The sequence below is a fragment of the Sphingobium sp. genome (assembly GCF_003248505.1).
Lineage (GTDB): Bacteria > Pseudomonadota > Alphaproteobacteria > Sphingomonadales > Sphingomonadaceae > Sphingobium.
Window position 1 is genome coordinate 16,634 of record NZ_QFOA01000013.1, and the last position, 17,701, is coordinate 34,334.

24 protein-coding genes are annotated in these 17,701 nt (G+C 65.2%); 10 read left to right on the plus strand and 14 right to left on the minus strand.

From position 1 onward, the window contains the following. Positions 1–15 precede the first annotated feature (15 nt). Positions 16–933, plus strand: a complete 918-nt coding sequence (locus DI606_RS07285) for an XdhC family protein (protein WP_293980987.1) — start codon at positions 16–18, stop codon at positions 931–933. Positions 934–1,111: 178 nt separating this feature from the next. On the opposite strand, the gene DI606_RS07290 is transcribed toward DI606_RS07285, so the two are convergent. Together DI606_RS07290 and DI606_RS07295 are read right to left on the minus strand one after the other, a co-directional pair. Beyond that, positions 1,112–1,297, minus strand: coding sequence for a YbdD/YjiX family protein (locus DI606_RS07290; protein ID WP_293980989.1), 186 nt, complete (start codon positions 1,295–1,297; stop codon positions 1,112–1,114). Next, positions 1,294–3,345 (minus strand): carbon starvation CstA family protein, encoded by a 2,052-nt coding sequence (locus DI606_RS07295; protein ID WP_293980991.1) that lies wholly within the window; start codon positions 3,343–3,345, stop codon positions 1,294–1,296. Before DI606_RS07295 ends, DI606_RS07290 begins: the two co-directional genes overlap by 4 nt. A gap of 318 nt (positions 3,346–3,663) precedes the next feature. Here DI606_RS07295 and DI606_RS07300 point away from each other — a divergent pair, with 318 nt between their 5' ends. Further along, positions 3,664–4,215 carry a hypothetical protein gene (locus DI606_RS07300; RefSeq protein WP_293980992.1) on the plus strand — a complete coding sequence of 184 codons (552 nt, stop codon included), beginning with the start codon at positions 3,664–3,666 and terminating at the stop codon, positions 4,213–4,215. A gap of 420 nt (positions 4,216–4,635) precedes the next feature. On the opposite strand, the gene DI606_RS07305 is transcribed toward DI606_RS07300, so the two are convergent. Beyond that, positions 4,636–4,905, minus strand: a complete 270-nt coding sequence (locus DI606_RS07305) for a 3TM-type holin (protein ID WP_293980994.1) — start codon at positions 4,903–4,905, stop codon at positions 4,636–4,638. Between the two features lies 1 nt (position 4,906). Beyond that, positions 4,907–5,446, minus strand: a complete 540-nt coding sequence (locus DI606_RS07310; RefSeq protein WP_293980996.1) for a glycosyl hydrolase 108 family protein — start codon at positions 5,444–5,446, stop codon at positions 4,907–4,909. A gap of 143 nt (positions 5,447–5,589) precedes the next feature. On the opposite strand from DI606_RS07310, the gene DI606_RS07315 reads away from it, so the two are divergent. After that, a complete protein-coding gene (locus DI606_RS07315; protein ID WP_293980998.1) occupies positions 5,590–5,895 on the plus strand; it encodes a polyhydroxyalkanoic acid system family protein in 306 nt (101 codons plus the stop codon). A 39-nt stretch (positions 5,896–5,934) separates the two neighbouring features. After that, entirely contained in the window at positions 5,935–6,675 is a 741-nt protein-coding gene (locus tag DI606_RS07320; protein ID WP_293981001.1) for a DUF72 domain-containing protein, read from the plus strand. 330 nt (positions 6,676–7,005) lie between these two features. On the opposite strand, the gene DI606_RS07325 is transcribed toward DI606_RS07320, so the two are convergent. Beyond that, a complete protein-coding gene (locus tag DI606_RS07325) occupies positions 7,006–7,191 on the minus strand; it encodes a PspC domain-containing protein (RefSeq protein ID WP_293981004.1) in 186 nt (61 codons plus the stop codon). 37 nt (positions 7,192–7,228) lie between these two features. Beyond that, the gene (locus DI606_RS07330) at positions 7,229–7,516 is read right to left on the minus strand and encodes a hypothetical protein (protein ID WP_293981007.1); all 288 of its coding nucleotides are present in this window, start codon (positions 7,514–7,516) and stop codon (positions 7,229–7,231) included. On the opposite strand from DI606_RS07330, the gene DI606_RS07335 reads away from it, so the two are divergent. Beyond that, positions 7,515–7,916 carry a gamma-glutamylcyclotransferase gene (locus DI606_RS07335; RefSeq protein ID WP_293981010.1) on the plus strand — a complete coding sequence of 134 codons (402 nt, stop codon included), beginning with the start codon at positions 7,515–7,517 and terminating at the stop codon, positions 7,914–7,916. The two genes, DI606_RS07330 and DI606_RS07335, sit on opposite strands and share 2 nt — an antisense overlap. A 38-nt stretch (positions 7,917–7,954) precedes the next feature. Beyond that, positions 7,955–8,866 (plus strand): dienelactone hydrolase family protein, encoded by a 912-nt coding sequence (locus tag DI606_RS07340; RefSeq protein ID WP_293981013.1) that lies wholly within the window; start codon positions 7,955–7,957, stop codon positions 8,864–8,866. 45 nt (positions 8,867–8,911) lie between these two features. Here DI606_RS07340 and DI606_RS07345 read toward each other — a convergent pair whose 3' ends face one another. Beyond that, positions 8,912–9,451: a peroxiredoxin gene (locus tag DI606_RS07345; protein ID WP_293981016.1), complete on the minus strand. Its 540-nt coding sequence runs from the start codon at positions 9,449–9,451 to the stop codon at positions 8,912–8,914. Positions 9,452–9,486: 35 nt separating this feature from the next. Between DI606_RS07345 and DI606_RS07350 the strand changes: the two genes are divergently transcribed. From DI606_RS07350 to DI606_RS07365, 4 genes are all read left to right on the plus strand, one after another. Further along, positions 9,487–10,068 (plus strand): hypothetical protein, encoded by a 582-nt coding sequence (locus DI606_RS07350; protein WP_293981019.1) that lies wholly within the window; start codon positions 9,487–9,489, stop codon positions 10,066–10,068. A 52-nt stretch (positions 10,069–10,120) separates the two neighbouring features. Then, a complete protein-coding gene (recF, locus tag DI606_RS07355) occupies positions 10,121–11,191 on the plus strand; it encodes a DNA replication/repair protein RecF (protein ID WP_293981020.1) in 1,071 nt (356 codons plus the stop codon). A gap of 110 nt (positions 11,192–11,301) precedes the next feature. Beyond that, entirely contained in the window at positions 11,302–11,832 is a 531-nt protein-coding gene (locus DI606_RS07360) for a CHAP domain-containing protein (RefSeq protein WP_293981023.1), read from the plus strand. An 80-nt stretch (positions 11,833–11,912) separates the two neighbouring features. Then, positions 11,913–12,626 (plus strand): CHAP domain-containing protein, encoded by a 714-nt coding sequence (locus DI606_RS07365; RefSeq protein WP_293981025.1) that lies wholly within the window; start codon positions 11,913–11,915, stop codon positions 12,624–12,626. 35 nt (positions 12,627–12,661) lie between these two features. On the opposite strand, the gene DI606_RS07370 is transcribed toward DI606_RS07365, so the two are convergent. The 7 genes from DI606_RS07370 to DI606_RS07400 all read right to left on the minus strand — a co-directional run bounded on the left by DI606_RS07370 (position 12,662) and on the right by DI606_RS07400 (position 17,457). After that, positions 12,662–12,937 (minus strand): DUF3297 family protein, encoded by a 276-nt coding sequence (locus tag DI606_RS07370; protein WP_293981027.1) that lies wholly within the window; start codon positions 12,935–12,937, stop codon positions 12,662–12,664. A gap of 56 nt (positions 12,938–12,993) precedes the next feature. Beyond that, positions 12,994–13,824: a serine protease gene (locus DI606_RS07375; RefSeq protein WP_293981029.1), complete on the minus strand. Its 831-nt coding sequence runs from the start codon at positions 13,822–13,824 to the stop codon at positions 12,994–12,996. Positions 13,825–13,828: 4 nt separating this feature from the next. Next, positions 13,829–14,251: a DUF350 domain-containing protein gene (locus DI606_RS07380; protein ID WP_293981032.1), complete on the minus strand. Its 423-nt coding sequence runs from the start codon at positions 14,249–14,251 to the stop codon at positions 13,829–13,831. A 65-nt stretch (positions 14,252–14,316) separates the two neighbouring features. Then, the gene (locus DI606_RS07385) at positions 14,317–14,601 is read right to left on the minus strand and encodes a hypothetical protein (RefSeq protein WP_293981035.1); all 285 of its coding nucleotides are present in this window, start codon (positions 14,599–14,601) and stop codon (positions 14,317–14,319) included. A gap of 107 nt (positions 14,602–14,708) precedes the next feature. Beyond that, positions 14,709–15,950 carry a cyclopropane-fatty-acyl-phospholipid synthase family protein gene (locus tag DI606_RS07390; protein ID WP_293981037.1) on the minus strand — a complete coding sequence of 414 codons (1,242 nt, stop codon included), beginning with the start codon at positions 15,948–15,950 and terminating at the stop codon, positions 14,709–14,711. Between the two features lie 44 nt (positions 15,951–15,994). Then, on the minus strand, positions 15,995–16,741 hold the full coding sequence (locus tag DI606_RS07395; protein ID WP_293981039.1) for a molybdopterin-binding protein: 747 nt from the start codon (positions 16,739–16,741) through the stop codon (positions 15,995–15,997). Continuing rightward, positions 16,738–17,457: a cytochrome b/b6 domain-containing protein gene (locus DI606_RS07400; protein WP_293981041.1), complete on the minus strand. Its 720-nt coding sequence runs from the start codon at positions 17,455–17,457 to the stop codon at positions 16,738–16,740. The genes DI606_RS07395 and DI606_RS07400 overlap by 4 nt, the downstream gene beginning before the upstream one ends. Positions 17,458–17,701: the final 244 nt, after the last annotated feature.

The following is a 17,701-nucleotide window of genomic DNA, read 5'->3' on the forward strand; positions in this document are numbered from 1 at the left end:
AGGGAGACATGACCGATGAACGACAATGGCGCGGTAATCGCAAAGGCGATGGAATGGCAGGGCGCGCCGATGGCGCTGGCGACGGTGGTATCGACCTGGGGATCGGCCCCGCGCCCGCGCGGCAGCCATATGATCGTCCATGCCGATGGCCGGTTCGAGGGCAGCATATCGGGCGGCTGCGTGGAAAACGACGTTCTGCAACGCGCGGGCGAGGTGATCGCCGGGCGGGGCGCACACGTCCAGACCTATGGCGTGGCCGATGGCGACGCGTGGGAAGCAGGGTTGCCGTGCGGCGGAGAGATCGCGGTGTTGGTGCAGCCGGTGGACGCAAGCGGTTTCGATCCCGCGCTTTTTGCCCGCATCGCGCAGGATCAGGCGCGCGGGCGTGCCTTGACGCTGGCAACCGATCTCAACATCGGCGTAACGCGCGAGCGGGCGGGGGAGGGGGACTTCCTCAACCGCTACGATCCGCCCCGGCGGCTGCTGATCGTGGGAGCGGTACAGATCGCGCAGAGCCTGGTGCCGCTGGCGCAGGCAATCGGCGTGACGCCGGTGGTGATCGACCCGCGCGGTCGGTTTCTGACGCAGGAGCGGTTTCCCGGCGTCGAACTGGACGACCGCTGGCCGGACGAGGCGGTGGCGGCACGCTGCCCGGGCGAATCGACGGCGGTGGTGACTTTGAGCCACGACATCAAAATCGACGATCCCGCATTGGCCGAGGCGTTGCGCGGGACGACGGGCTATATCGCGGCGCTGGGATCGCGCAGGAGCCATGCGGCGCGGCTGGAGCGCTTGGGCGCGATGGGCTTTTCGACCGAGGAGATGAGGCGGATCGACGGCCCGGCGGGGCTCGACATCAAGGCGGTCGGCGCTGCCGAGATCGCCTTGTCGATCGCGGCGGGCATGATCGCGGGCTTCAATGCTGTTGGATAAGGGCTGCGGGGCGGTGCCCCCCGCCGCAAGGGAGGGGCGGGGGGCATATCCTTCACGCTGTCGGGCACCAAGGACAAGGCGCGCCTAGCAGAGCGATGCGAAACAGCAATACCTAAAATGGGGTAAATGCCAATTATTCGGGCGTAAAATTTCTACTTTTTGTAATTTTATTGCAACATCAGCAGCATCGACCGCCGCTTTTCCCGCCATAGCGCGCCTGCTGGCGATCGCGAAAGAAGGTTGTACGGTCCATCGGCACGCGATCGGGATGATGCGCTGCCATGTGGCGCAAATAGGCATCGTAGTCGGGCATGCCAACCATCAATCGCGCCGTCGCGCGCAGGCGGTGGAACAGGCCGCTCACGCCGTCGCCCCGGCGGCCTGAGCCCCGATCTCGCGTGTCATGGGTGCGCCTTCGCGTCGGGCCGCAAGGCAGGTACGGACGGTGAAGCCGAGCAGCGACAGGACGACGAGGAGGAAGATCGCGACCAGCGCGGCATCGACCCGGTCGTTGAAGATAATGGCATTCATTTCCGCCACGGATTTGGCGGGCGCGAGCAGTTCGCCCGCCCTCGCTGCGTTCGAAAACCGGTCGGCATGGGCGAGGAAGCCGACCTTGGGATCGGTGGAAAAAAGCTTCAGCCACCCGGCGGACAGGGTGCAGATCAGCAGCCAGGCCGCTGGCACCGTCGTCACGAAGGCGAAGCGGTCGCGCTTCATGCGGAAGAGGACGGCGGTGCCCAGCATCAGCGCGATGGCGGCCAGCATCTGGTTGGAGATGCCGAACACCGGCCAGAGCGTGTTCACCCCGCCCAGCGGATCGGTCACCCCCTGGTACAGGAAGAAACCCCACGCCGTCACAGTCAGGCCGGTGGCAACGAATCCCGGCCATTGCCGTGTGCTGTCCTTGAAGCTCGGCACGGCGAGGGCAATCAAGTCCTGCAACATGAAGCGTCCGGCGCGCGTCCCCGCATCGACGGCGGTGAGGATGAAGAGCGCCTCGAACAGGATCGCGAAATGATACCAGAAGGCCTTCATCGCGGGGCCGCCGGCGACGTGACTGAAAATTTCGGCCATCGCCACCGCCAGCGTGGGCGCGCCGCCCGCACGGGAGATGATCGTATGCTCGCCCACATCCCGGGCGGTCTGTGCGATGAGATCGGGTGAGATCGGAAAGCCCATCGCGGTGACCGCTGCTGCCGCGCTGGCGGGGTCTGTGCCGATCAGCGCGGCGGGGCTGTTCATCGTGAAATAGATGCCGGGGTCGAGGATCGAAGCGCCGACCAGCGCCATGATCGCCACGAACGCTTCCATCAGCATCGCGCCATAGCCGATCATCGGTGCGTCCGCTTCGCTGGCGATCAGCTTGGGCGTGGTGCCGCTGGCAATGAGGGCGTGGAAGCCCGACACCGCTCCGCACGCGATGGTGATGAAGAGGAAGGGGAAAAGGCCGCCCGACCAGACCGGGCCGTCGCCGCCGACGAACTGGGTCACAGCGTGCATCTTCAAGGGCGGGGCCATGATGACAATGCCGATGGCAAGTGCGGCAATCGCTCCGATCTTGAGAAAGGTCGAGAGATAGTCGCGCGGCGCAAGCAACAGCCAGACCGGCAGGACGGACGCGACCGCGCCGTAGCCGATCAATATCCAGCATAACTGCACCGGGGTGAAGGTAAAGGCAGGACCCCAGACGGGCGAGTCCGCGATCGCCTGCCCATAGACGATGGCGGCGATCAGCCCAACGAGGCCCAGCACCGATACTTCGCCGATCCGCCCCGGCCTGATCCAGCGCGTATAGGCTCCCATCGCCATGGCGAGCGGCACTGTGGCGGCGACGGTGAACATGCCCCACGGGCTTTCCGCCAGCGCCTTGACCACGATCAGCGCCAGCACGGCGAGGATGATGACCATGATCATGAAAGCGCCGAACAGCGCGATGGTGCCTGCCGCCTGGCCCATTTCCATGCGGATGAGTTCGCCCAGCGACTTGCCGTCGCGGCGCATGGAGATGAACAGGACCATGAAATCCTGCACTGCGCCCGCCAGCACCACGCCCGCGATGATCCAGAGCGTGCCGGGAAGATAACCCATCTGCGCGGCGAGCACCGGTCCCACCAGGGGGCCTGCGCCCGCGATTGCCGCGAAATGATGCCCGAACAGAACGCTTCGGTCGGTCGCGACATAGTCTAGCCCGTCTGCGCGCCGGATTGCAGGGGTGGGTCGCGCGGGGTCGAGACGCATGACGTGGCGTGCGATGAACAGGGCGTAATAGCGATAGGCAACGAGGAAGCAGCTGACCGCGGCGACCACGATCCAAAGCGCGTTGACCGTTTCGCCGCGAGAGACCGCCACGACGCTCAGCGCAACGGCCCCCAGGATGGCGGTCAGGATCCAGGGAATGTGCCGGGTCACGCGGGAGCCTCGCTCTAACAGGGTGGGGATGGGCCGCACCCTAGGCATCCGTCCTCGGAAGGCAAGCGGCGGATCGCCCGGCCTCTCGTTCCTCATGCGCATTGCGTGTCGGGGGCGTCGCGCCCTGTCGGTGCGGTCGGTCGTTTTGACAATGACCGTCTCGCGGTCCATGGCCATGCCGGTCGCGGCGCTTCGGCAAGGAGAAGCGCTGCGGGGCGGGTCGCCGGATGGCGGTGCGCCATATCGATGTCGGAACAATTGGGCTGCCCCCATGCGCCACTGCATCGGCGCGGCGGCCGACAGGCAAGGGAGCGCGCGATGGCGGGTCGGCGAAGCATGGACTGGAAGGCGCGCGGCGCGCTCATGATGGCGCTGGTGCCGCTCGCTTCCTGCGTGGGACCGGGTGCGGAGCGGCCCGCGCCGCGGCCCGTCGCTCACACCGCGCACCAACCCCAGCGTCCCGCGCCTGCGCCGGTGCGGCCTGTCGCGCCGGTCGAGTGGCAGGATCGCCCTGTCATGCCAGGCGAGTGGAGCTATCGCGCGCAGCCGGGCGGATCGGAAGCGGCATTCGGCATCGGTGGACGCATCAGCTTGCGCTGCGACCGGGCGACGCGACGCGTGGCCTTGGGCGGAATCGGCGCGGTGACGGGCGGCGTTACGGTGCGTACCAGCTATGGTGCGGCGTCCTGGCCTGCGGTGGCGGGCGAAGCGCCCGGTCAATGGGTCGCAGTGCGCGCGGCATCCGACCCGGTGCTGGACCAGATCGCCTACAGCCGGGGTAAGATCGCAGTCGAAGTGCCCGGCCAGCCGACCTTGATCGCGCCTGCCTGGGCCGAACTTGCCCGCGTCGTCGAGGATTGCCGGGGATAATTTGCCGTCTGCCAAACGGGGACGGGCAAGTATGATTCCAAAAAAGAAAATTACAAGGCTTGATCGCACCGCGCGTCTGATTCAAACTCCCTCCTGTGGCCGAACAAAGGCGCAGAGCCGGCGACGGCCACGCGGGCTTCAACATAGCGAAAGGAGGTGATCCGATGTCTCATGGTTCAGCAATGGGGTCGGTCAAGTCCATTCGGGGAATGCGCCGCTGAGCGACGCAACAGCGTCGGCCCCCTTCATGCAGATTGAGCGACCTGCGCGCCATTATACAGGCCGTCGCTCGACGCATGGCGGGTTAGCGCGATTATCATTCCCTCTGGGCGGCACTTCCGGCCGCTGACCATGTCAATGATGGGCCGTCGGAGCGCGCGATCGTGCGTGCGTCCGGCGGCCCCTCTCATTTTTTTTGGGCTATCGCTCGATACCCTTGGCCTTGCCCCATGCGCGGGCGGCGGTATAGCCGAGATAGCCGGTGCCGAAGAGCGCATAAAGCGGTTCGGGCAGTGCATTGAGATAGGCGCGCATGCCGTCGGTGATCGCGGCGGCGAGGGCGGGCCGTATGCCGGCGATAAGGCCCATCGGGATCGACCAGAGCAGCAGCGCATACATGAGATACAGGAAGGCCGGGCGCGCGCGGGCGGCCCAGATATCGGCGGGCCCGTCTTCGAGGGGGAAGGTCATGCTAACCGATCCGGTTCGCGAGCCAGCCGTAGAGGAAGGCTTCGTTGGCGGGCCGCTGTTCGGCGAGATGGATATAGCGTTCGCCCTGCAGCGATTCGAGAGCTTTTAGCAGCACCTTGTCGCCCGCCGGTCCGCGCAGCATGCGGAAGGCGCGCAGTGCACCGAGCGTGCGCGCGCCGATGACACGATCCACCTTCAGGTCGGGATAATCCTTCTGGTTTCGGTTGAGCGCATTCAAGGCCCGTTGCAGGAAGCCGATGGCGGCGGCGGCGCCCATGTTGACAGCAGTGTCGAAAAGTTCCGCGGCGATTATCCAACTGCTTTCCGCCACGAAGCCAAGGCCCGGCTGGTCCCAATAGAGCCTGCGGTAGATGGCGGCGGCGATCCTGCGCGGCAGGGTGCGCATGTCGCCATAATAGCTATTCTCGCGCGCCACGGCCAAGGTGATGCCCATGTTGGTCGGACCGCCGCGATCGGCGGGATGGTGGATGTAGCCGCCTTCGCGCGCGATCACCTCGTCTATCAGGTCTTCGATGTTCATGCCGTGCCTTTCGAATAGGGAGACGCAATAATTATCCGATATGGTTCGCTGTAGGACAGCGGAATAATCCTTTGCCGTGTCGCTTCCTTCGTCGCATCTCAGTCGTTAGGGGGAATGGGAACAGCACAGGAAGGTTTTGCGCCATGGACATCGACATTCCCCATTCGCTCGGCCGCGACGAGGCGAAGCGCCGGGTCGAGGCAGGCCTGCCGAAACTGGAGAAGCATATTCCAAGTGGCGGCACCGTCAGCGCGATGTGGCCAGAACCCTACAGGCTGGACATGCGTATCGACGTGATGGGCCAGTCCATTCCGACGACCTTGTGGGTCGAGGACGCGCATATCCGGGCCTCGGTATCGGTGCCGATGATGCTCAAGATGATGTCCGGCCCGATTTCCGACTTCATTCGGGGCAGCGCGCAGAAGATGTTGGCGGCACCCGCTGCCTGAGGGGCAGGCGGCCGCACGCTGCGGAGAAGGAAAACGGGCATGGCAGGGCAGATCAGAGTGGGTATCGGCGGGTGGGTGTACGAACCGTGGCGCGGTATCTTCTACCCCCAAGGGCTGCGGCAGAAGGATGAGCTGGCCTATGTCGGGCAGCAGCTGACCGCCACCGAGATCAACGCCACCTATTATAGCAGCCAGAAGCCCGCGACCTTCGCAGGATGGGCGAAGGCTGTGCCGGACGGGTTCCGCTTCGCGGTCAAGGCGTCGCGTTATTGCACCAATCGAAAGCTGCTGGCGGAGGCGGGCGAGTCCGTCGCGAAATTTACCGGGCAGGGGATCGCGGAACTGGGCGACCGGCTGGGACCGATCCTGTGGCAGTTCATGCCGACGAAGCGGTTCGACCCTGACGACTTCGGCGCTTTCCTGACGCTATTGCCCGGCAGTGTCGATGGCGTGCCGCTGCGCCACGCGCTTGAAGTGCGACACGAAAGTTTCGTCGACCCCGCCTTCGTCCGGATGGTAAGGGAGGCCGGTGCGGCAATCGTCTATGCCGACCATGACGACTATCCCGCTATCGAGGGCGACGATGTCGGCTTTTCCTATATGCGGCTGATGCGCACGCAGTCGGACGAGCCGACCGGTTATCCGCCCGAGGCCATTGCCAGTTGGGCGAGGCGGGCCGCGCGGCTCGCGGAGGCAGGCGATAGCTACGCCTTTTTCATCGGCGGAGCCAAGGAGCGCAACCCGGCGGCCGCCCGGGCGACGATCGTGGCATTGGAGTGACACTCTGTTGCATTTGATGCAATTGGAAAGCCGGTCTTTGCGATTGTTACAATGATATGACGGGCGTAGGGCGTGCCTGCCGCTCAGGTCGAGCGGTCTTTTCATAAATATGGAGTCTATCATGCGTCAGATGTTTCAGGGCGCGGTTCTTGCCGCCGCCGTCGGCACGCAGTTGCTGACCTTTTATTCGGTGCTCTATGCCTGATCGTGGATCGCCCACGATCTCGATCCTGTCTAAGCGGGATGCAAAAAGGCCGCTCCTGGTTTGACCGGGGCGGCCTTTTTACTTTCCCCTATCTTTTGCCAGGGTTCGTTAGACTGTCTGGGCCATCACCCCTCGGCCAGCCATCCGGCGAGCAGATAGGCCACAACTCCGACCGGACCCAGCGCGCAGAGCGTGAGCAGGACGACCGCAACACGGATCAACGTCACATCGATGTGCGTGCGGTTGGCAAGGCCTGAACACACGCCCATGATCTTGCCATGGCGACGGTCGAGGGTGAAACTGTTGTTCATGGGAATCGGACCTTTTGGCTGGAGGGGAGAGGGGCGATCAGGCGACCGGAACGACGGGGACCGCGGCGCCGACGAACAGGCCGGCAAAGATAACGGCGCCCAGAAGGGCGAAGGCGGCGTTGTGGATCTTGACGATGGACATGATGGATACTCCCTGATGTGCGGGCCGGATCGTCGGCCCTTGATGCAAAAGACGTTGCAGAAGGCGTGCCAGTTTTGATTTCACCCGGAAAATCGCGGCCTTTCGACGCTTGGTATCCATACGAAGGTGTAATTTTTCCGCGTCCTTGGGCAAATCTCCTGAGTTTTGGGAAAAATCCCGCATGACGATGCTGTTGTTTGTCTACGGCACGTTGCGACCGGGTTCTGGCTGGCCGATGGCGCGGCGGTTGGCTGCCGAAGCACGATATTTGGGGCCCGCGCGGGCGTCGGGCAGGCTCTATGCTGTCGCAAATTATCCCGGCTTCCTGCCCGGCGAGGAAGGCGAGGTGATCGGCGACCTCTTCGCGTTGCGCGACACGGCCACGCTCGACTGGCTGGATACCTATGAAGAGTGCACGGCGCGCCATCCGCTGCCGCACGAATATCGCCGCGATACGCTATGGGTGGCGGGAAGCGAAGGGGCGTGCCGGGCATGGACCTATCTCTATGCGCTTCCGGTTGGGGGGCTCATCCCGATCGAGGGCGGCGACTTCCTCGCTTGCGCGCGGCCCGGTGGTGACTAGTCTGCGCGCAGGGGATGCGTTGGAACAGGAGTGCCGCGATGACGAACGACCGCGACGAAACGCCGCTATCGACCGAGCGACTGCCCGAGGATGAGAACTGGGTTGGCAGCACGGGCCTGGTGCGCCGCCACGTGCTGACCGGAGGTGCGTTCGCGGCCGGATTCGCGGTCGCAGCCCGCCCGATCGCGAGCAGTGCGGTCCAGACGCCGGGCGAGGGGCTAAAGGAAGAAACGGTGTCGATCCAGGCGAGCGATGGCTTTGCCATGCCTGCCTTCGTCGCTCGCCCGGCATCGGGCAAGCCCGCACCGGTGATCGTTGTCGTGCATGAGGTTTTCGGCGTGCACGAATGGATCCGCGACATCTGCCGCCGCTTCGCGCGCGCAGGCTACTATGCGGTCGCGCCCGACCTGTTCGCCCGCCATGGCGACGCAACGAAGATCGCAGACATCAAGCGACTGGTCGGTACCATCGTTTCCAAAGCGCCCGACGCGCAAGTGCTGGGCGATATCGATACGACCTATGCCTGGGCCGGGAGCCATGGCGGTGACGGGAAGCGGCGCGGCATCACGGGATTTTGCTGGGGCGGGCGCATCGTGTGGCTCTATGCCGCGCACGGTGCGGCGCTGAAGGCCGGGGTCGCTTTTTACGGGCGGCTGGTCAGCGAGAAGACGGCACTCCAGCCGTTGAGCGCAATCGAGGAAGTGGCGAAACTCAAGGCACCGGTGCTGGGCCAATATGGCGCGCTCGACAAGGGCATTCCGCTCGCCGATGTGGAGGCGATGCGCGCCGCGCTCCAGAAGGCGGGTAAATCGCCGCCGGATGCGATCACGGTGTATGACGGGGCGGACCATGGCTTCATGGCGGATTACCGCCCGAGCTATAAGGAAGCGGCATCGAAACAGGCGTGGGCCGCAACGCTCGGCTGGTTCGACCGATATGTGAAGGGATGATGCAGATCGTGCCCGCTCGCCCGATGCGGGCGAGCGGGCAGACGGTCATTTGTTCTTCATCGCCTCGACGGCGGCAAGGGTGCTCTTTACATGACCGGAATAGTTCATCTCGCTGTGGACGAAGGCCACCCGGCCCGACGGCGCGATGACGTAGGAGGTGCGGTCGGTCATACCGGGGCGCATCTTCAGCGCGACGTCATAGCTCGATACGATGTTGGGCCCGGCGGACGCGACCGCGAACTTGCCTGCGCATTCCTTGGTCGAAAACGCGACGAGATCGTCGACGGGGTCGCCCGACATGCCGATGACGGTCGCGCCCGCTGCCTTGAACTTGTCGATATTCTCGGCGAACTCGCGCGCTTCGGCGGAGCAGCCGGGGGTGAAGGCCTTGGGGAAGAAGTAAAGGACGACCGGGCCGCGCTTGAGCTGATGAGACAAAGTGAGCGTGAAGGTCTTGCCCGCCTGTGCGCCGCGCGTGGTGAAATCGGGGGCCTTCGCGCCGACGGCAAGCGCGGCCATCGCGCCGGTGGAGCCGAGCAGCGTAGCAGCGACGGCAAGGGGAAGGGACAGGCGCTTGATCGACATCGGGCGTCTCCATGGGGAAGGAACAGGGGGCTGTGATGATCCTTAAAGCAGCGCCGCGCAAGCGGTCAGAAACGCAGGCGGCGCGACGCAGGACGGAACCTGGCGCGAAGCGCGGGGGTTGGCCGGGGATGAAGCCTCTGCTCCCCCTTTGCGCGCTCATGGCACTGGCCGCTTGCAACCGGGTCTCGGACGAGGGCGGCAACCAGCCCGATGTGGTGGCGAACATCGTCGAGAACGCCGTGCCGGAAGCCGGCGAGGCAGACGCGCCTGCCAATGCCGTCGAACAGGCGGCGAACAGGGGCGAGGCCGAAGCGCCCTCGCCCGAAGGGGCTGTTCCGCAGGCATTGCGGGGGAATTGGACCGGCGTGTCGGATCGTTGCGGCGATCGGGCCGCGGCGTTGGAACTGGCCATCGGACCCGATAGCCTGATCTTCCACGAAAGCGTCGGCACGGTGGAAGCGGTGGCCACGGGCGCGGATGGCGCGATCCGTGTAACGGCGGCGTTTACCGGCGAGGGCGAAAGCTGGACCCGGACGTTGACGCTAAGGCTTTCCGCCGACGGCAGGACGCTCACCATCGTCAACGACGGGGCCGCCACGACGCGCAAGCGCTGTTGAGCCGGGGCCGGTTCCGCTTTCGCCCGGCGGCGCGCGCCGCTACAGCCGCGCGATGATCGGCCGCCTTACCCTCAGCGATTTTCGCAACCATGCGGATGCGCTGATCGTCCCGGACGAGGCATTCGTGCTGCTGACCGGCGACAATGGCGCGGGCAAGACCAATATTCTGGAAGCGGTTTCGCTGCTGGCGCCGGGGCGGGGGCTGCGCGGGGCGGCGCTGTCAGCCATGACGCGGCAGGAGGGGCCGGGCGGTTTCGGCATCGCTGCGGATGTGGACGGGGTGGTACTGGGCACCGGTGTGATGGCGTCCGCGCCCGAGCGGCGGCAGGTGCGGATCGGGGGCGTCGCCTCATCCGCCAACGCGCTTGCCGATCATTTGTCGATCGTGTGGCTGACGCCCGCGATGGATCGGCTGTTTCTCGACAGTCCGGGCGGGCGGCGGCGATTCCTCGACCGGCTGACGCTGGCGCTGCATCCCGGCCATGCGGTGCACAGCGCCCGCTACGAGGCCGCGATGCGCGCGCGCAATCGCCTGATCGGCGACCTTCGAACCGCAGACCCGCTCTGGCTGGACGCGCTGGAGGCGCAAATGGCGGACCATGGCGCGGCGCTGAGCGAGGCGCGCGCCGACCTCGTCACCCGGCTGAACGCGCAGCTGGTGCGTCAGCCCGACGCGCCCTTCGCCCGACCGTTCCTGGCCCTTGCGGGCGAGGCGGAGAACGACGAGCCGATGCGCGCGCGGCTGGCGCGCGAGCGGCGGCGCGATGCGGCTGCGGGGCGGACGCTCACCGGCCCCCATCGCCATGACCTGTCGGTGATCCATGTGGCGAAGGATCAGCCCGCGGCGCTCTGTTCGACCGGCGAGCAGAAAGCGCTGCTGTTGTCGATCCTGCTTGCCCATGCGGCGCTCGTCGCGGCCGAGCGGGGACAGCCGCCTGTCCTGCTGCTCGACGAAGTGGCGGCGCACCTCGACCCGTCGCGTCGGGCGGCGCTGTTCGACCGATTGCGCCTCAGCGGCGGGCAAGTATGGATGACCGGTACGGAACCCAGCCTTTTCAGCGAATTGGCTCGCGCGACGCGGTTGACGGTGACGGCAGGACAAATTTTCCGTTCCGCAACATAACGCAGCGGCGAAACGATTCGTCGCCTGCCGCTTGTTCATCTGCCAGCCATCTGTCCTAACGCCGCCATCGGGGTTGAAAATCCAAGTTCAAGTCGGGGTATCGCTTTCCTATGTCAGCCGGTTTTCGCGCGTTTTTCGCGGCGTCCATGCTTGTGCTTTCGACATGGGCATCGGTCCCCGCACTCGCCGGAACGCTCCAGTGCGTACCGTTCGCCCGCGAGCAATCCGGCATCGACCTGCACGGCAATGCAAACACTTGGTGGGGGCAGGCGCAGGGCCGGTACGACCGGGGTCATGAGCCGCAAGTCGGCGCCGTCCTGTCCTTTGCGTCAAGCCGTTCCATGCCGGTGGGGCATGTCGCGATGGTGAGTAAGGTCGTCAATGCCCGCGAAGTGCTGCTGACGCACGCCAACTGGTCCTACCGCGGCGGCGTGGAGCGCAATGTGCGCGCGATCGACGTGTCGCCCAATAACGACTGGACCGATGTGCGTGTATGGTACGCCCCGATCGGAGACCTTGGCCTGCGGTCGAACCGCGCCAATGGGTTCATCTACGCTCATGCACCCAAGCCGGTCGAGGCAGCGCCCGTGCTGATCGCCGCCGCCGATACGAGCGGCCCTGCTATCCACGCCGCTTTCTGAGCGTTTAACCATTCGCCAAGGTTCCCGCGCCTAAGGTCGTCCTCGGTGGGGCGATTCTTCAGGGTTCGCGGGATCGCATAATGATAGGAAAATTACGCGCGGTGGCGGCGGGAGCGCTGCTGTCGGGCTTGATGATGACGCCTGCGTTGGCCACAGTGCTGCAATGCGTGCCCTATGCGCGCGCGGTGTCGGGTGTCGAGATACGCGGCGACGCGCTGACTTGGTGGCAACAGGCGGACGGTCTTTACCGGCGCGGCCATACGCCCCGGAAGGGTGCGGTGCTGGCGTTCAAGCCTTACGGTCCGATGGTGCTGGGTCATGTTGCGGTGGTGAGCAAGGTGCTCGACGATCGCCATGTGCTGATCCGCCACGCCAACTGGTCGGTGCCCGGCGCGATCGAAGAGGATGTCTTGGCGCTCGATGTTTCGGATGAGGGCGATTGGAGCGCAGTCCGCGTGTGGCATAGCCCGACCGCGCAGATGGGCGCACGGGTGAACCCGACCTTCGGCTTCATCTACCCCGCCAAGGCCAGGTTGCACGATTTCACGCCCGACGCCGCGCTGGGCGATTATGTTCGTCTGGCGAAAGCGGGGGACGACGCCTGGAAATCGGCGCCCGCCATTCTGCGCGACGATGTACGCGTCACGATGGAAAAGACCGCAAGGTCCAAGCGCAAGTCGCAGCCGAGGCTGGAAGCCGATCCGTCGGTGGTCAACTTCGCCGACGCTGCACCGACGCAACGTTCGCTGTCCGCGATCATCGCGGACGTGAAGCGGGAATCGGCGATGAACTGAAAAAAAAGGGGCGCGGTGCAGCGCCCCTTCCCGTTCTATTCGGTGTCGACGGGCTTTTCCTCGGCACCTTCGGCCGGGTTTTCATACCAGGCTTCGACCTCGCCGGTCAGCTTGATCGTCAGAGGATTGCCCTTGCGGTCGCGTGTCTTGCCAGCGGCGACGCGAATCCAGCCTTCCGATATGCAATATTCCTCCACATCCTTGCGTTCCCGCCCCTTGAAGCGGATGCCGATGCCGCGCTGAAGCACGTCCATGTCGAAATGGGGGCTTTTGGGGTTCGTCGAAAGATGATCGGGGGGCGTGTCGCTCATGAAGCCATTCCTGCAAAAAGTCGTGCGCCGCGCCTAGCGTCCGCCCGGTGCCGGCGTCAACCGCCGCGCCGTTCGTCGACATCGCAAAAGATGCGCCGGATCGCGCCGGTGGAGAGCCAGCCCTCGAACCGGCTTTGCGCATCGGCAAGGCCGGTGAAAGGGTAGGCCACCGGGCGGTCGTCCACCGCCCTCGACGCGGCGGTCAGGCGGGCGATGGCATCGGGCGCGGTGGTGAGGATGCGCCCGCGCCGGTCGGTGGACGCGCTGTTGACGCCGACGACATACCCGTCCTCCGCAAGGACCGGGCCGCCGCTGATGCCCGACAGGGTGCCGTCGCCTTCGGGGAGGCGGCCCTGTTCGGCCCAGGCGAGGACCGGTTCGGTGACATCGCTGCGCCCGCGGCGCGCCTGCGCCGTCCCGATGAGTTCGGATACGACCAGCGTCGGCTCGCCTTCCGGAAAGCCCATGTGGAAGCCAGGCGTTCCGGGGAGCGGCACACGGCGGGACAGGGGCAACGCCTGCGGGCTGGCGAGCGTGTCTGGTAGCAGAGCCGCATCGGCCTCCCGGCTTTCGATGAGGCGGGAGACGGGGCGGGCGAAACGGCCCTGCTCCAGGCCGACGCGACTGCATCCATGCGTCACATGCTCCGCCGTCAGCCACACGCCGTCCCGGTCCACAGCGAAAGCCGTACCCATCGAGTCGGACGGAGCGTCGCGATCCGCGATGACGAACTGTTCGTCGCCCCATTGCGGCATCGGGCGGCGCGGCGAGCGTGGATCGTAATGCTCGACCTGAAGCGGGGGGATCGCCGCGTCCTGCCCGAACCACGCAACAAGCAGCAGGCCTGCAAGCGCGAAAGGAAGGCAGCCGCATCCGCCGCGCGCCATCGGCTCAGCCCGATATGGCGGCGGCGGTGAGGCAGGCGATCGCCACCTTCATCATCGCCAGGAAAATGGCCGCCGACCGTTCATCCGCCTCGATCCGCGCCGACAGGGTGCCAAGCACGAAGTCGACCATCCGGAACGCGATGAGTTGCAGCAGCAGCGTGACGCTGCCCCAGATCACGATGTCCCAGACGTTGATCGATCCGGCAAGGCAGAAGGCGAGCGGAACCGCCAACCCGACTGCCGCACCGCCCAGTGAGATCGCCGCAGCTTCGTTGCCGCCCCGGATCAGCGTGAACTCGTCATGCGGGGTGATCCAGAGATAGATGGCGAGCGCCGCCAGCCACACCAGCGTCGCGCTGGCCAGATGCAGAAGAAGGACGGGGAGGCCCGACAGCAGGCTGTGGACGACAGGCATGGGATCGGTCATGGGGCGTCCAATGCCGGGACCCGCCCGATAGTTCAATCGGGCGGGTTGATTTCAATCAATATGGGTCAGCGGCAGATGCGAACGCGCATGTCGCGATGCCGGTAGCGGTCGTAGCGCCACTCGGTCCAGCAGCGCTGCCGGTAGGCATAGCGGGGTCCGCGCCAACCCCGGTCGTGCCGCCAGTGCCGCCGGTCGTCCCAGCGGCGATGATCGCGCCGCCCGTCCCATCGTGCCTCGCGCCCGTCGCGCCAGCCGCTACCGTGATATTGCGCCTGCGCCGGGACCGCAGCCGCGCCGAGCCCTGTGACGGCCAAGGCCAGAGCCGCTGCGCCTTTCCAGAAAATAGCCATGTCTTCTCTCCTCTAGGCCCGCCCGAGCGGAGCGGAGCATGGAGGGAAGAATGGCGCGACCCGGCTTAACCGTCTGGGAACGCAGCCGTCAGCGCGCGTTCAGCCAGTCAGCGTCCGCGCAGGGCCTCCTCGCCGTCGCGCATATAGTCGCGGGTGAGGGGAAGGGCCCGGCGGTCGCGGACATATTGCACCTGATAATTGACCATGCTGCCATGTTCGAACACCGTCGCCGCTCCGGCGAGATAGAAGGTCCAGAGGCGGAAGAAGCGTTCGTCGTACAAGGCGACGATCTCCGCCTTGTGCGCCATCGTTCGCTTGTACCATTCGCGGATGGTGAGGCCGTAATGGACTCGCAGCACTTCCACGTCGGTCACCATGAGACGCGTGCCTTCACTGCCCTGGATCATTTCGGACAGGGCGGGGATGTAGCCGCCGGGGAAGATATATTTCTGGGTGAAGGCGTCGGTGATGCCCGGCCCGTCCACCCGCCCAATGGTGTGGATCAGCATCACGCCGTCAGGGGTGAGCAATTCGCGGCATTTATTGTAGAAGGTGCGATAATGCGCGGTGCCGACATGTTCGAACATGCCGACCGAAACGATGCGGTCGAACGGCCCGTTCATATCGCGATAGTCGATCAGTTCGAAGCGGACATGGTCGGCGACACCTGCATCGGCGGCCCGTTGCCGCGCGACCTTGAGCTGTTCCTCCGAAAGCGTGATGCCGGTTACGTCGACGCCGCAGGTGCGGTGGAGATAGAGCGCCATGCCGCCCCAGCCGCAGCCGATGTCCAGCACTTTCATGCCGGGTTTCAGATGCAGCTTGGCGGCGATATGCGCCTTCTTATCCTCCTGCGCCTGTTCGAGACTGATGCCCGCTTCGTTGTCGGCGTCGGGATAATAAGCGCAGCTATATTGCCGGTCGCGGTCGAGGAAGAGAGCGTAAAGCGCGCCCGACAGGTCGTAATGATGGGCGACATTCGCCTTCGACCGGCCTTTGTGATTGAGGCGCCAGAATTTCTGGCGCGCGCTCTTGAGGCCGCGGGTCAGGACGCTCCTCGCATCGATCGAGCGGCCTTCCTCCCATGGATTGTTGGCGCGGATCATGGACACGAACTCCATGATGCCGCCGCCCTCTATCCCGATGCGCCCGTCGATCCAGGCTTCGGCCATGCCGAGGCGCGGGTCCCTGACGATATCGAAAGGCACGCGCCTGTCCTTGAAGCGAAGGGCGAGGTCAGGGAAATCGGGGTGGGGTTGGCCCACCGTCGTACTGGACCCGTCTGCGTAAAAAACCCGAACCTGGCCGCGTGTCACCAGGCGCTTCAGCACGCGTTCAAACAACTTCATTCGCTTCCTTTGTCATGGGTGCGGACGTGGGTCAAATAACAGGATCAGATGCCGGCATACCAGTCGTAGCCTGCATGATCCTCCCAATATCCACCCTTGCCGCCGGCGACCCCGTCCAGCGACCGGACCGCTTCGATCCGCATCAGATATTTGGCCTGCTTGTAGCCCAGCTGCCGCTCCACCCGCAGGCGCAGCGGCGCGCCGTTGGCGACCGAGAGCGGACGGTCGTTGAGCGCGAAGGCGAGGATCGTCTGGGGGTGGAAGGCGTCGACAAGGTCGATGCTTTCATAATAAGCGCTGCCATTGCCCATCGTGTCGGCGCAGTGGAAGACGATATAGCGCGCATCCGACCGCAGGCCGGCGCCGTCGAGGATCGTCTTCAACGGCACGCCGCGCCATAGCCCGATCGCGCTCCACCCCTCGACGCAGTCGTGCCGGGTGATCTGTTCGCGGTGGGGCAGCGCGCGCAACTGAGACAGCGAAAGCGACAGCTGACGCGTCACCCGCCCGTCGATCCGCAGGCGCCAATCTGCAAAGTCGCTCCGCCAAAGCGCCTTATATTCCTGCGTATTGGGATTGGCGGTGCCGTTGGCGCGGAAGATGGGGGAGATCTGATCCGGGCGGAATTCGGGGGCGAGGGCGTCCCGCGCCATAAGGCCGCGCTGCGCCCATTTGTGAAAATTCTCGGCGGAAAAGAGTGCCTTGCGGAAGCTTTCGTCCCGCGCGAGGCGGTCGCAGCTGCCAAGAGTGGCGGCGGCCCCGAGCAGGAGCGTGCGGCGAGACAGGATCATGGGCGGTCCGCCCCCAAAACGCCGCCGCGCCCGGCGATCATCGCGCGCATCTGGCCGACCGGGCCGGACAGCAGTACCATGACGATGTGGACGAGGAAGAAGGCGACCAGCGCGAAGGCGGCGATGAAGTGGATCGAGCGCGCCGATTGTCGCCCGCCGAACAGGTCGATGAGCCAGGGCATCGCCGCGTTCATCCCCGGCGACATGGTAAGGCCGGTCGCGATGACGAGCGGTAGGGCAAGGAAGATGACACCGATATAGCTCGCCTTCTGGAGCACGCCGTACCGGTGCGCGGCCTCCCCGCGCGGGAAGCGCAGGCGCGCATGATCGACGATGTCCCGCCAGACGTTGCGGGGCGCGACATCGGCCCGAGTGAGGACGAGGTCGCGCTGGATATGGCGATTGCCCAGGCTCCACAGCATGTAGGCGAGCAGCGCGAAGGCGAAGATCGGGGCGGCAGCGAGATGCCAGTGGCGCGAGAGCGCGAGGCTGTAATGGGCTGGCAGTGTGATCCAGCCTGGGAAGCGATCCAGTTCCAGCCAGGCACGTTCGAAATTCGCCCCATATTGCCCCCAATAGAGGCGGGGATGGGCATTGAAGATGCCGAGGCCGCTGGTGAAGAGGGTGTAGAGCAACAACGCGTTGAACCAGTGCCAGAGACGCGTCGACAGGCGGTGCCGGACCGGAGGGTGGGAGTGGGGAAGGGCGCGCTGCATGACCGCGATCCTACCGGATTTCGCCGTCCGATCCAGCTTCAAGCGCGATGGGAAGCGATGTCACAGTTTTGCAACACAGGGGCATAAACTTTGGGAAAGTTAACCAGTGCCCCTTTGCAACTCATTTTTACGACCCTAGATGACCGCCTGTGATCGGGACGCAGATCACTAAACTTGAAAGGGCGTAAAGCCTGCAAGGTTAAAACAAAGACGGCACGGCTTTTGTCGGAGATCGACTTTGCGT